Annotated in this window: 13 protein-coding genes; 3 read left to right on the forward strand and 10 right to left on the reverse strand. The window is 35.3% G+C overall.

The genetic code is table 11. The features are described from left to right. Nucleotides 1–149: 149 nt before the first annotated feature. Genes CSUIS19073_RS05485 through CSUIS19073_RS05500 form a run of 4 tightly spaced genes read right to left on the reverse strand, consistent with a single transcriptional unit; the run spans nucleotide 150 to nucleotide 2,788 of the window. Nucleotides 150–1,979 (reverse strand): primosomal protein N', encoded by a 1,830-nt coding sequence (locus CSUIS19073_RS05485; protein WP_086242520.1) that lies wholly within the window; start codon nucleotides 1,977–1,979, stop codon nucleotides 150–152. Further along, nucleotides 1,976–2,335, reverse strand: a complete 360-nt coding sequence (locus CSUIS19073_RS05490; protein WP_086237600.1) for a type II secretion system protein — start codon at nucleotides 2,333–2,335, stop codon at nucleotides 1,976–1,978. Before CSUIS19073_RS05490 ends, CSUIS19073_RS05485 begins: the two co-directional genes overlap by 4 nt. Continuing rightward, nucleotides 2,319–2,558 carry a hypothetical protein gene (locus CSUIS19073_RS05495; RefSeq protein WP_086237601.1) on the reverse strand — a complete coding sequence of 80 codons (240 nt, stop codon included), beginning with the start codon at nucleotides 2,556–2,558 and terminating at the stop codon, nucleotides 2,319–2,321. The genes CSUIS19073_RS05490 and CSUIS19073_RS05495 overlap by 17 nt, the downstream gene beginning before the upstream one ends. Further along, nucleotides 2,555–2,788, reverse strand: coding sequence for a hypothetical protein (locus CSUIS19073_RS05500; RefSeq protein ID WP_086237602.1), 234 nt, complete (start codon nucleotides 2,786–2,788; stop codon nucleotides 2,555–2,557). The genes CSUIS19073_RS05495 and CSUIS19073_RS05500 overlap by 4 nt, the downstream gene beginning before the upstream one ends. A gap of 148 nt (nucleotides 2,789–2,936) precedes the next feature. Between CSUIS19073_RS05500 and uvrB the strand changes: the two genes are divergently transcribed. Beyond that, entirely contained in the window at nucleotides 2,937–4,913 is a 1,977-nt protein-coding gene (gene uvrB / locus CSUIS19073_RS05505) for an excinuclease ABC subunit UvrB (protein ID WP_086237603.1), read from the forward strand. Between the two features lie 45 nt (nucleotides 4,914–4,958). Here the strand turns inward: uvrB and CSUIS19073_RS05510 are convergent, their stop codons facing one another. From CSUIS19073_RS05510 to pta, 3 genes are read right to left on the reverse strand one after another with little or no spacing between them, the layout of a single operon-like run. Continuing rightward, nucleotides 4,959–6,251: a DUF2920 family protein gene (locus CSUIS19073_RS05510; RefSeq protein WP_086237604.1), complete on the reverse strand. Its 1,293-nt coding sequence runs from the start codon at nucleotides 6,249–6,251 to the stop codon at nucleotides 4,959–4,961. Then, nucleotides 6,238–7,461, reverse strand: coding sequence for an acetate kinase (locus CSUIS19073_RS05515; protein WP_086242521.1), 1,224 nt, complete (start codon nucleotides 7,459–7,461; stop codon nucleotides 6,238–6,240). The genes CSUIS19073_RS05510 and CSUIS19073_RS05515 overlap by 14 nt, the downstream gene beginning before the upstream one ends. Next, a complete protein-coding gene (gene pta / locus CSUIS19073_RS05520) occupies nucleotides 7,462–8,835 on the reverse strand; it encodes a phosphate acetyltransferase (protein WP_086242522.1) in 1,374 nt (457 codons plus the stop codon). It lies immediately after the preceding gene. A 71-nt stretch (nucleotides 8,836–8,906) separates the two neighbouring features. Here pta and flgH point away from each other — a divergent pair, with 71 nt between their 5' ends. Then, on the forward strand, nucleotides 8,907–9,614 hold the full coding sequence (gene flgH, locus CSUIS19073_RS05525) for a flagellar basal body L-ring protein FlgH (protein WP_086237607.1): 708 nt from the start codon (nucleotides 8,907–8,909) through the stop codon (nucleotides 9,612–9,614). Between the two features lies 1 nt (nucleotide 9,615). Here the strand turns inward: flgH and CSUIS19073_RS05530 are convergent, their stop codons facing one another. From CSUIS19073_RS05530 to CSUIS19073_RS05540, 3 genes are read right to left on the reverse strand one after another with little or no spacing between them, the layout of a single operon-like run. Then, the gene (locus tag CSUIS19073_RS05530) at nucleotides 9,616–10,413 is read right to left on the reverse strand and encodes a YihY family inner membrane protein (protein ID WP_086237608.1); all 798 of its coding nucleotides are present in this window, start codon (nucleotides 10,411–10,413) and stop codon (nucleotides 9,616–9,618) included. Continuing rightward, the gene (locus CSUIS19073_RS05535; protein ID WP_086237609.1) at nucleotides 10,413–11,792 is read right to left on the reverse strand and encodes an FAD-linked oxidase C-terminal domain-containing protein; all 1,380 of its coding nucleotides are present in this window, start codon (nucleotides 11,790–11,792) and stop codon (nucleotides 10,413–10,415) included. The genes CSUIS19073_RS05530 and CSUIS19073_RS05535 overlap by 1 nt, the downstream gene beginning before the upstream one ends. A 9-nt stretch (nucleotides 11,793–11,801) precedes the next feature. Next, nucleotides 11,802–12,518 carry a plasminogen-binding N-terminal domain-containing protein gene (locus CSUIS19073_RS05540; protein ID WP_086237610.1) on the reverse strand — a complete coding sequence of 239 codons (717 nt, stop codon included), beginning with the start codon at nucleotides 12,516–12,518 and terminating at the stop codon, nucleotides 11,802–11,804. A gap of 117 nt (nucleotides 12,519–12,635) precedes the next feature. Between CSUIS19073_RS05540 and CSUIS19073_RS05545 the strand changes: the two genes are divergently transcribed. Then, nucleotides 12,636–13,799: a peptidoglycan DD-metalloendopeptidase family protein gene (locus CSUIS19073_RS05545; RefSeq protein WP_236845300.1), complete on the forward strand. Its 1,164-nt coding sequence runs from the start codon at nucleotides 12,636–12,638 to the stop codon at nucleotides 13,797–13,799.

Here is a 13,799-nt window from a genome sequence, read left to right on the forward strand (position 1 = left end):
AGGTGGGTATATTAAATTCATATTTGAAGCTATAAAGATAAAAAACGAGCATAAATGGCAAAATTAGCCAAATATAGAATTTAATATAAAGCATAGTATGAAATTAGCAAGTATCTATAAAATTTTAGCTAAATTTGATTAAGATAAATTTAGCTAAAATTCACCGGATCTATATCTGGCAAAGCACCATAAACTCTAGCTATTTGACTAGCTTGTAGTAGCGGAGTGTGAGAGATTGAGCGAAGTAGTATTTGGTATCTGTGCTTGGAGGCTATCATCTCGATTATACACTTTCCACTACCTATTATCTCTAAATTTCTTATCTCTTTTAACTCTTTTAGGATTTTTTCCATTTTGATTATGGCTTTATTTTCATCTTTTTCTTCTATTTTTATACGCAAAAGTCGCGTAAATGGCGGATACAATCCATCTCTAATAGCCATTTCATCATCTATAAATTTATCAAATTTATCCATATACTCAGCGAAAAACTCGCACTTTAGCCCTTGTATTATCACCTTGCCATAATCAGCCCTACCAGCCCTACCAGCTACTTGCATTGCTAGTGCTAGGCTTTTGCTTCTTGCTTGATAATCGCTATAATCCAAATGCTCATCTAGCCCCATAATTATAGCTAGAGTTACATTGTGGTAGTCGTGGCCTTTGCTTAGCATTTGAGTGCCTACAACTATATCAATCTTATTTTCATTAAAATTTTTTAGCAAGGTTGTGAGCTTTTTTTGCGTGGTGATCTCATCTTTATCAAATTTGGCTATATTCGCAGATGGGAAGTGGCTTTTAAGCTGTAAGACAAGCTCACTAGTGCCGATTTTACGAGATTCTAGCATTTGATTATTACAAGATGGACATATACTTGGTATCGCACAGACAAATCCGCAGTAATGGCACTTTAGGGCTTTATCTTTTTTATGTAGACTTAAAGAGATTGAGCAGTATGGACACTGGATACTTTGAGCGCAGTTTTTACAAGTTAGAAATTTGAAATTTGCCCTTGTAGGCAAGAATATTATCGCTTGTTTTTTTCTATTTATAGTATCAGCGATATGGCTTAATAATAGCTCATTTAATCCAGTTGGGCTATGGTCATATATATACTCTTTTTGCGAGTTATAAAATCGCCCCTTTAGGCGAAAATGCGGGAATTTAGCATAGCTATTTAGGCTTGGTGTAGCACTACCTAAAAGGCATTTTATCCCCATTTTATTAGCGATATATACGGCTAAATCTTTGGCGTTATAGTATGGGTCGCCACTACTTTTATAGCTATCATCGTGCTCTTCATCGACTACGATTAAGCCTAAATCGCTAAAAGGCAAAAATAGTGCTGACCTTGCTCCAGCGATTAATTTTACATCGCCTAAACTAAAATTAGTTAGCAAAGTTTTTTTGTTTTTAGCAGAAATTTTGGAGTGCCATATGCCTACACTTTTGCCAAAATAAGCCTTAAGTCGCTCTTGCATTTGTGGAGTTAGTGAGATTTCTGGCATTAAAAATAGAGCTTGCTTACCGCTATTTAAACACTCTTTTATAAGGCTTATGTATATTTCACTCTTTCCGCTTCCAGTATCCCCAAAGAGTAGGCAAATTTGATTTTGTTTAGCAAATTGTGCGGCTTGTTGCTGGAGTGGGCTTAAATTTGGTGATTTTATAAAGCTACATTTTGCCATTTGGCAGCCGCTAAAAGGCTCAAATAACCCAAATGCCACGCCTATTTCGCAAGTGTAGTAGTGGCTAATAAATTTAGCTAAAGTGATTTGATAGTTGGTAAAACTACCTAGTCTTTCTACTATTTTAGCAGTTTTAAAATTTGGCTTAGAAGTGCGGTTTATAACGCAACCGCTCTGTTTTTTGCCTCTTAATATAACGCTTACTATCTCAAATTCGCCTAATTCAAATTCGCTTTCATATGTTAAAGGCTGTAAATTTACGCCTATTATAGCAATTTTATAGTAGTTCATAGCTCAAGCTTTTTGCATATCTCTTGTGGTGATAGACACTTGATGCTTGCGTTACTATCGTAGCTAAATTCCACCTCTTCATTAAATATTAGTTTTTTATCTTCTACTTTCCATTTAGCTAGATTAATAGAGAGTAAAATATCTGAATTTAGCACTGGTTCTTGGACTTTAGCAGTGAGTAATGAGGCGGTTTTTTGGTGGAGAATGTTAGCTTGGATTGTGGCTAAATCAGATTTGATTTTAAGTAAATTTGCGTCATTTTTATTAAAAGAAAGTCTTGGCGTCGCTATGGCTAATAAAACGCCAAGAATAATAATTACAAATGTTAGCTCAATTAGGCTAAATGCTTTTATCATTAGTAAGGGCTTTGTTTATATTACCAAGAATTGAGCTTAATTCGCTCTTTTGCTCATAATTTTCATGGCATTTTTTCACAAAGGCAGTTAGTAGATCCTTGATAGCAAGCTGATGTTTATCATCTAAAAGCTGCTTTATATCAGCTTCGAAATAATCAGCAAACTCATCATCAAGGGTTATATTATAATCTTTAGATGCTACAGTTAGTGTGATTTGTCTCATCGACCAAGCACAGCCTCAACTTGCTTTAGCAGATCATCGCTTGCTAAATCTTGATTTTTAAGCTCCTCTTCTAGTCTCATTATTTGATTTGTTTTAGCTTCATTTTGTGCTTTTACGCTTATTAATTCATTTCTTAAATTTTCATTTGCTTCGCATACCTCTTCATATTTTAGCATTAACTCGGTAACTTTTGAAGCTAGAGTGTTTAATACCTTTTCATTCTCAAACATTACGAAATCCTTATTTTATAGTGATAAATTTGCGTAATTTTATCATATTTATTATAAATATGGTCTAAATTTGGGCTATTTTGTCTCTAATTGCTAGGTTGAATTTTTAAAAAAAGATGGTAAAATCAAGAAAAAATAAGGTAATAATATGGATAAATTTGAGTTAAATAGTAAATTTTCACCCAGTAAAGATCAGCAAAACGCCATTGATAGCATTACTAAGGCTTTTAAAAGCGGAGCAAAGTATAGCACGCTTCTTGGTGTTACTGGTAGCGGCAAGACCTTTACTATGGCAAATATTATAAAAAAGCTAAATATACCTACGCTAATTATGACACACAATAAATCTCTAGCCGCTCAGCTATATAGCGAATTTAAGGGCTTTTTCCCGCATAATCATGTGGAGTATTTCATTAGCTATTATGATTATTATCAGCCTGAAGCTTATATACCAAGGCAAGATCTATTTATAGAAAAAGATAGCTCAATCAATGATGAATTAGAACGCCTAAGGCTATCAGCTACGGCAAATTTGCTTGAGTATGATGATACTATAGTTATTGCTAGTGTATCGGCAAATTATGGCTTAGGTAATCCAGCAGAGTATAAAGGTATGGTAATAACGCTAGAGCAAGGTATGCAAATAGGTCAAAAAGAGCTACTTTTAAAGCTTGTTGATATGGGGTATAAAAGAGATGATAGCTTTTTTGAGCGTGGAAATTTTCGTGTAAATGGCGATGTGGTAGATATATATCCGGCGTATTTTAACGATGAGGCGATTAGGCTTGAGTTTTTTGGTGATGAGATAGAGGAAATTTACCATTTTAACGCTTTGGATAATAAAAAAACTAAGAATTTAAATCGCTTTATATTATATGCTACAAGTCAGTTTGTAGTAGGGGAAAATAGGCTAAAATCAGCTATTAAGGGCATTGAAGCTGAACTAGATGAGAGATTAAAATTTTATGAAAGTCAAGGTAGGGTAGTGGAGTATCAAAGGCTAAAGCAAAGGGTGGAGTTTGACCTAGAGATGCTCTCAACCACTGGTAGCACAAAAGGTGTAGAGAATTACGCTAGATATTTAACAGGGCAAAAACCAGGAGAGACGCCATATTCTATGTTTGATTATTTTGAGATTAAGGGGAAGGATTATTTGGTTATAGTAGATGAGAGCCATGTTAGTCTGCCGCAATTTCGTGGAATGTATGCTGGGGATAGAAGTAGAAAGGAGATATTAGTAGAGTATGGATTTAGACTGCCTAGTGCTTTGGATAATAGACCGCTTAAATTTGATGAGTTTATCGCTAAGAAGGGGAAATTTCTCTTTGTCTCTGCTACGCCAAATGAGTATGAGCTAGAGCTATCTAAGGGGCATATTTATGAGCAAATTTTAAGACCAACAGGGCTGCTGGATCCTAAAATAGAGGTAATAAGTAGTGATAATCAAGTGGAAATTTTATACGATAGAGCTAGGGCTGTAATAGAGCGTGGAGAGCGAGTGCTAGTTACAACTCTAACTAAAAAGATGGCTGAGGAGCTAACAAGATACTATTTAGAGCTTGGATTAAAGATTAAGTATATGCACTCTGATATTGACGCTGTTGAGAGAAATGAGCTTATAAGGGGGCTTAGGCGTGGGGATTATGATATTTTGGTTGGGATAAATTTACTTCGTGAGGGGCTTGATCTACCTGAAGTTAGCTTAGTAGCTGTGATGGACGCTGATAAAGAGGGGTTTTTACGCTCAAAGACTAGCCTTATTCAAACAATGGGTAGGGCTGCTAGAAATGTAAATGGAGAAGTGATACTATTTGCTAATAAAATAACAGGCTCAATGCGTGAAGCTATCGATATTACAACCGCTCGCCGCAAATATCAAGATGAGTATAATAAAGCAAATAATATCACCCCAAAAAGCACTAGTAGAAATATCGAAGATAGCTTAAAAGAAGATGATACTCAAACGCTTTATACCAAGGCTAAAAAATTAGAAAAAATGCCAGCAAACGAGCGTGCTAAAATGGTAAAAGAGCTAAGAGCTATGATGATGGAAGCGGCTAAGAATTTGGAATTTGAAAAAGCAGCCGCTTTGCGTGATGAGATTGCTAAATTAAGGCAAATTTAGCTTAAAATTTAGCGGCGACCTTGATATTATAAAGTCGCTATAAATTTAATCTGTGATTTTAGTGCATTTTAGGCTTACTTGATTATCTTTTTGGCTAAATTTATATAGGTATTGGCTGGTTTTAAACTCGATATTTGGCTCATATGGTGGCTTTTTATTTTTAGCGATTTTATCCATTATCCACTCATAATTATTTGCTACAAGCAGCTTCATACTCATACCCATACCATGCTCTATATTTTTGATAAATTTGCCATCAACTCTGGATTTATCACTGATAATATCAAGCGTAACATCAAATCCAAGATTTTTAAGCTGTTCATAAAATTTGATCTTTTCACCAACTGGAGCTACGGCGTCATCTTTTACATGGTAGCATTTAAAAATTGGTTTTGGATATTTAGCTTGTGTTATAAGATGGCTTGGCTCATTTAGATCTCTAATCTCATATCTTGAGCGACTAAAGTAGTTTGGGCTTTGCGAATTTGAGGTCCATTTAGTCTTATCTGAGACGCATAGGTGGAAGTTTTCATTATCTCTGCTATCTCGTCTATAATGCATAAAGTCAATCTCTTTACCAAAGCCAATAGTGCGAAATGTCCCTGGCTGAAAATTCTCTTTATCAAATATATCTGTGCTTAAATTCCAACCGCAATTATCAAGGATAGCATCTACTGCCCATGGAGCGTATTTAGCACATAGGTTAGCTATATAGCCACCATGGCTAGAGCCTACATAAATTTTGGCAAGCCCCCCCCCATTTAAATTTGCTACCTTAAATGGCGGATTGCTTTGAGCGTATAAGGTGGCATTTACCACATCAAGTGAAGCCATTAAACCAAAATTTTGATACTCATCATTTGGTGGAGCTAGTGTTAAATGAAACGGAAGTTTAAAATTTAGCTTTAATTTGCCAGTTACCTTTTGCATACCGATGAAATTATATAGATAGCTATTTAGATATTCCCAAATTTCATCTGAGCCCATCTTGGTTAGTTCTACATCATCAGGGATAGGGCGGTTAATGCTTTGGGCTACGGTTCTTAATATTAATTCATCTATCTCATCAATGCTAAATTTAGCCGCTGGGGGATTGCTTCTTACGGCAAAATAGTTTGTTGTTACAACCGCTGCGTCTAGATCCCTAGCGATACTTTGAGCTAATTTTTGTCTATAGTATGAATCGCCATCTTCGCCAAGTCCTGGTATAATAGCTATTAAGGCTCTAATCTCCTTTTTGTTATCATATGTGAGTTTAAACTCAAGCTTTGATTTACGCTTTATGCCTAGCTCAGCATCATTTACGCCATCAATTTTATAAGTTTTAGTCTGTATCATCTATTGCCTTTTTATACTTTAAATTATTTATAATTCTCATTGTATCTTGAGCTATTGCGAGCTCTTCATCTGTAGGCACAATGATGATTTTGATTTTTGTATCTGTAGCTCCTATTCTTCGCGGTTCATCTTTTGGTTCTATATTTTTATCTTTATCAATTTTGATACCAAATACATCTAGTCCATTACATATAGTCTCTCTTACCCTAGCGTCATTTTCGCCAATTCCAGCAGTAAATATAATAGCATCAACATTGCCTAAAATCGCAATATATGATCCAATATATTTTTTCACTCTTAAGATAAACATATCAAAAGCGAGTTTGGCATTCTCATCTCCTGCGTCCATTCGCTTTTCGATTTCACGCATATCGTTTGTGCCACCAATTGCTAAAAGGCCAGATTTTTTATTCATTATATTATCAACTTCTTCGCCACTCAAATTTGCATTTTTCATCAAAAATGGCATAATAGCTGGATCTATGCTACCGCAGCGAGTTCCCATCATCAGCCCTTCAAGTGGAGTAAGCCCCATTGTGGTATCTATACATTTGCCATTTTTTATAGCTGCTATACTAGCTCCGTTGCCAAGGTGCATTGAGATACAGCTAAATTTATCATAATCAACCCCCAAAATTTTAGCTCCAGCCTTTGAGACAAAGTGGTGAGAAGTGCCGTGAAATCCATATTTTCGTATCTTATATTTTTCATAAAATTCAAGTGGCAAGGCATACATATATGAGCTTTTTGGCATTGTTTGATGAAATACCGTGTCAAATACAGCTACATTTGGAATATCAGGCCTTAGCTTTAAGGTCTCTTTCATTCCAGCTAGGTGAGCTGGATTATGTAGCGGAGCAAGCGGGATTAACTCTTTGATCTTTTGCATTACGCTTTCATCGATTAATACCGCATCTGTGAATATATCAGCACCTTGAACTACTCTATGCCCTACGCCATCTATATCATCTAGGCTTTGAACCACTCCTGAATTAAATAAAAGCTCATTCATTATATCGATACCTTGAGCGTGGTCTGATATGGGATTTGAGCTATCTTTGCTCTTTCCGCAAGCTGTTACTATCTTGGCATATGAATTTTCAGAGCCGATTTGCTCTATTAATCCTTTACACATTACGCTTTCATTATCCATATCATATAGTTTAAATTTAATAGAGCTACTACCAGAGTTTATAACTAAAATCTTCACTTAATCTCCTTGAATTGCGCTAATTAATACCGTATTTATTATATCATCTACTAAGCAGCCACGACTTAAATCGTTAATTGGCTTATTTAATCCTTGTAAAATTGGACCCACCGCTAGTGCGTTAGAAGTTCTTTGGACTGCTTTATAACATATATTTCCTGAGTTTAAATCTGGGAAGATAAATACATTTGCACTGCCAGCTACCTTTGAATTTGGCAATTTTTTAGCCGCTACTTCTTTGTCTATGGCTGCATCAAACTGGATTGGGCCTTCTACATCAAGGCCTGGGTCTAGCTCTTTTAAAATTTTTGTAGCCTCTATAATAGCATCAACGCTAACCCCGCTTCCGCTATCACCTGTAGAGTAGCTTAGCATTGCTATTTTTGGGTTAAAGCCAAACTCACGAGCTAGTAAGGCTGTGGATATGGCTGTTGTGGCTAGGTCTTTTGGGGTTGGATTTGGGATTATGGCACAATCAGCGTAGAAGTGAATTTGACCATTTACGCACATTATAAAGCTACCGCTTACGCTAGAAACTCCTGGCTTTGTTTTGATAAATTGCAAGGCTGGGCGGATAGTTTGGGCTGTGGTTGTGCTTGCTCCGCTTACCATCGCATTAGCTAATCCTTTATAAACTAGCATTGTGCCAAAGTATGTTCTATCTTTGATTAGCTCCTTAGCGCTATCTAAGCTTAAGCCCTTATTTTTGCGAAGTTCATAAAGGGTAGTGGCAAATTCATCTACAAATTCGCTTGTGGCTGGGTTTATAATGTTTGCTTTGGTTAAGTTTAACCCCAAATCTTTAGCCCTTTTATCTATTTTATCTTTATCTCCAAGCAAGATTATAGCCACTGCGTTGCTGCTTAGCAAGGCATCACACGCTTTAAGCACTCTATTATCATCGCTTTCTGGTAAGACTACTATTTTTTGCTTTTGGGCGGCTTTTTGGTATAGGAGAGTTTCAAATTTTAATGGAGTTATGTAGTTGCTTTGGATTGTGCGAATTTCATCAATATCGCTAAGGCAAGTAAATCCCAAAAGCTTTGCTTTATAAAGAGATTTTTTACTAAGCAAAAATGGAGCATTTAAATTTTTGACTATTAAGAGATCAAGAAGTTCGTTATCGCAGCCTACAACTACTATAAATTTATCTTTTATGCTATCAAATTTAGCCATTATAGCTTTTATAAGCTCATTCTCTTTGGCGTTTTCTAAAAGGCTTATGGCCTCATCTGGGTTAAAAACTCTAAGATTATCTTGATTATCTAAACTAATGGGTAAAAATGTAACACTATCAGGTAATTTATCGTTTAATTTGGCTTTAAATTCGCTATTTTCATAGTCGCTTTTTAATACATAAATAGCTTTTAGCATTGTTTTATCCTATCTTTGGTATTATTTTGTGCAATTATTGCTATATTGTATCATAAAATTGAGAGTTATTTATGAAAAAGAGTTCTTTTTTTACACTATTTTGTGTAGTTGCTTTTACTGGTTGTACTACTGGGGCTGATCCGCATATATCGATGGCGCCACCTGCATATGTAGAGGAGCTACCAAGTCGCGTTCAAGGTGGTGGAATAGGCAATCCTGGTAGTCTATTTGGCAAGGGGGATAATCCGCTATTTTCAGATAGAAAAGCGATGAATGTAAATGATATTGTTACAGTAATCATAGAAGAAAATGCCAACCAAAGCTCACAATCTAATCGCTCTACTTCTAAAAATAGTGCTACGGCTTTAAATGGGGGGACATTTACTACTCCAGCTGGTTCGCCACTACAAGGTCCGCTAAATGATGTTAATAAGATTGCTGGGATTGGCTTTAGTGCTGGAAGTAGTGGTAGCTATGCTGGAAGTGGCACGGCTACTAGGGTAGAGGCCTTTACCACTACAGTTTCAGCTAGAATTATTAAGGTTTTGACTAATGGCAACTACTTTATAGAAGGTAGTAAAGAGATATTATTAAACAATGAAAAGCAGATAATGCAAATTAGCGGTGTGATTAGACCATATGATATTAGTCAAAATAATGAGATAGAATCAAAATATATCTCAGATGCTAAGATACTATATCGCACTGAAGGTGATTTACAACGCGCTACAGATAAGCCGTGGGGGACTAGAGTTTTAGAGACTATATGGCCGTTTTAATCTATTGGTTTTTTGTAAATTTGGTATTTTCTATGGCGTAGCATAGCTTAATGCCATGTAAAAATATTATCCACGATATATATATCCATAGGATAAAAAATAGAATTATCGAAAAAGAGCCATATATACTAGCGTATGTTTTATTATAAAATGAATACTCTATAAATAGCCATTTAGATACTGACCAAGCAAGGGAGCTAATAAATGAGCTTATGGCTATGCTTTTAATAGATAAATTTCTATTAATGCTAATTATATATGTGATGGCAAATATCGCCCATATAATGATATATGGAAATATAGCAAGGAAATTTATCCAGCTTGTATATTCACTGCTTTTTAGGGCAGTTTGGATAGAGTTAGATAGCCAAAATGATAGTCCTAGACCAAGGGGCATAAGAGTAATTAGCGTCCAGTAGTTGCTAAGTCCTTGCCAAAATTTACGCTTTTGAGTATCACAAATAGTGGATATAGCGTAGTCATACTCAGCAAAAAATAGCAAACTAGTAAAAAGTATCGCTACAACGCCCATAATCCCAAGTGAGCTAGAGTTATTTAAGAATTGGTCTAAATATTGAGTTATATTTTGGCTAGGAAGTAAATTTGAGTAGATAAAATCTTTGATTTTAATATAATACTCTTTAAAGCTTGGCATGGTTGTAAATATGCTAAGAGATACGAAAATTATTGGTATTATCGATAAAAGAGTATGAAAGCTAAGAGAAGCAGCAAAGTGAAATAGCTCTTTATTACTTAACTCCTTTGCTACTATTTTTACAATATCTTTGATATTAGCCATCAAAGTCCCATTTTAAATGGATTTAGTATATTATTTGGGTCAAATGCTCTTTTGATAGATCTAAATAGCTCCATCTCGCCATCGCTAAATGCTAGGCTCATAAATGGAGCCTTAGATATGCCTATGCCGTGTTCGCCACTTAGGGTGCCGCCAAGCTCAACTGTAGCTTTAAAAATCTCTGTAATAGCCTCATAACCTCTTTCTACTGCTTTGGGATCGGATTTATCCACCATTACATTTGTATGGACATTTCCATCTCCTGTATGGCCAAAGCACGGGGTAGTAACATTATATTTAGCTGAAATTTGAGCTATTTTGTCTAAGAGTTCAGGTAGTTTTGAGCGTGGAACTGTTATATCTTCATTTAATTTTAAGCTACCATATGTTGTTATGGCTTGTGAGCAGTTGCGTCTTGCAAACCATATATCAGTACTCTCTTGCTCATCTTTTGCTACTTTAAAATCTATAGCGCCATTTTGTATAAAGCAGTTTTTAATAATCTCTAAATCCCCATCAATCACATCTAAATTTGCCCCATCTACATCGCTAATTAGTATCGCTCCAGCATCAAGCGGTAAGCCTTTATTAAATTTTTGCTCTACTGCTTTGATGCTTAATGAGTCTAAAAACTCCATTGCCACAGGGGTAACACCAGCTGCCATAGTCTTATACACAGCATTCATGGCTGAATTTACACTAGGAAATACCCCCATAGCAGTTTTTTTGAATTTAGGTTTAGCTATTAATTTTAGAGTTATCTCTGTAATTACTGCTAAGCTCCCTTCACTTGCTATTAAAATTCCAGCTATATTGTATCCAGCGACATCTTTGATTGTTTTTTTACCAGCTCTTATAATTTCTCCATTAGGCAATACAGCTCTTAGAGCCATTACATAATCTTTGGTAATTCCATATTTTGCAGCACGCATTCCGCCGGCATTTTCGCTTACATTTCCACCTATGCTACTATAGTTTTCACTAGCTGGATCAGGCGGATAGAATAGTCCTACTTCTAGTGCGGCTTTTTGTAAATCCATATTGATTACGCCTGGTTGGACTACGGCTACCATATTTTGCATATCTATTTCTAAAATTTTATTCATATGCTTTTCAAAGCTTAATACCACGCCACCGCTACTAGCTAGAGCCCCACCTGTAAATCCACTTCCAGCCCCCCTTGGGACAATTATTATTTTATTTTCATTACAATATTTTAAAATCGCACTTACATCATTTTCATCTCTTGGAAATAAAACCCCATCTGGCTCATAGCGTTTTTTGGTAGCATCATAGCAGTAGGCTATCTGATGAGCCTTATCAAATTTAGCATTATCCTTGCCAATTAAGCTTTCAAAATATTTTATATGTTTTGTATCCATTTTATTCCTTTATCTATCTAAAAGTTTATTGTAATACTTATTATAGTTACTAATTTTCGCCCCATCAAATTTCCAAAATACACTATCTATATCCTTTATTCTTGTATAAAATGGCACCTCATAGTAGCTTATCTCGCCAGTTTTGAAGCTTTGTAATATCTCAAAGCTACCACAATCAGCAAAGACAGCCTCCCCATCAAGTGCGATAAATATCAGCCCAGCCGCATTCAAAGCACACATTTTGCGAAAGTCAGCTCTACTTGGATTTGGCTTATACTCATAGCTTAGATATGCCGCTACAATATCTGGATGGATAAATGTGATGTGGTTAAAGGCTTTTGTTACTTGATCGTAAATTTCTTTATTTGGTGTGATGATTAAAGATCTATTATACATGTAATTTAGTATCACTTCATCACCAGCTTGAGGCAAAATATTAGGCAGAGGTAAGGCTGGTTGCTTAAGCTGGTCAAATACCTCAAATCTCAAATTCGCATAGCCATCTCTTTTTTGAGTTACTACAGCACGGGCTATTATGGTCTTGCTACCATCTTTTAGTTTGTGTGTTACAACTCCGCTTGAGCCAACTATAAAACTATCATTATCAACTATTGTGGCGTTGCCTTCATTTGTGTTTAGGATTAGATTATAGCTTGGTTGTAAGTCAAATTTAGCCCCAAAGCTAAAAGTGAAGATGGCAATTAGTAAAAGTGCGATTTTTTTCAATTATAACCCCTTGTGTGTTTAAATTTGCCTAATTATACTTAGTTTGGGTAAATGTTTGTAAAGTGTAAGTAATTTTGAGTTATAATTGTGTGATTAATCTTTTTATTAGGACTTTTGATGAAAAAATTTATCTTATCTATTTTAGCTTTTATGAATTTAAATGCAGTAAATGTGAGCGTTGAAGAGCTGATATGGCCTCAAGGCGATACATTTTTGACCTTTTTAGAAAGGCACAATATCCCATTATCCATATATTATAATCTCTCAGGCGAAGATAAAGAGCTAGCTAGTGAGCTTAGTGCTGGGACAAAATTTCAAATTTTAAGAGATATAAATGATGAGATTAGCCAAATTTTATTACCAATAAGCAATGAGATACAAATTCATATTTTTAAAGATATAAATAATCACTACTCTTTGGATTTTATCCCAATTGTATATGAGATTGAAGAGATGATTTTAAATGTGCAAATACAAGACTCCCCATATAAAGAGATTAAAAAAGCGACAAATGATGAGATTTTAGCTAATGCTTTTAATAAATCTTTTAATGGAAGTGTGAATTTTAAAACCTTGCAAAAAGGCGATAGACTAGCTATTATCTATGAGCGTAAAAAGCGTTTGGGTAAGTATATTGGAGAGCCAAATATTAAGGTTGCGATGGTGGAGACAAGGGGTAAGCAAAATTATATATATAAATTTAATGATGTATTTTATAATGTTGATGGCAAGGAGATTGAAAATTTCTTGCTTACTAGACCAGTGCCAAATGCAAGGATTAGCTCAAGATTTAATCCTAAGAGATTTCATCCAGTGTTAAAGCGATATAGGGCTCATCTTGGTGTTGATTATGCTGCGCCAAGAGGAACAAAAATATATGCTGCTGGAGATGGGGTGGTAAGCTTTGTTGGAAATAAGGGCGGATATGGCAAAACCGTAACTATAGATCACTCAAATGGATATATGACTTTATATGCTCATGTAAATGGCTACGCAAAGGGTATTAAAAAGGGCAAAAAAGTTAAAAAGGGTCAGCTAATTGCTTATGTAGGAAGCACAGGCTTAAGCACTGGTCCGCATTTGCATTTTGGTCTATATAAAAATGGCAACGCCATCAATCCAGAATCTGTAGTAAGAATAGCTAAATCCGAGCTAAAAAAAGAGCAAAAAATCGAATTTAATAAACTAAAAGAGAGTTTAGATAATCAAATTCAAGCTAGTTTTGAAAATCATATTAATAAAGCTCCACTTGAAGATATAGCAAATATAACCGAGATATAA

It is taken from the genome of Campylobacter sp. RM19073 (assembly GCF_024723495.1).
Classification (GTDB): Bacteria; Campylobacterota; Campylobacteria; order Campylobacterales; family Campylobacteraceae; genus Campylobacter; species Campylobacter porcelli.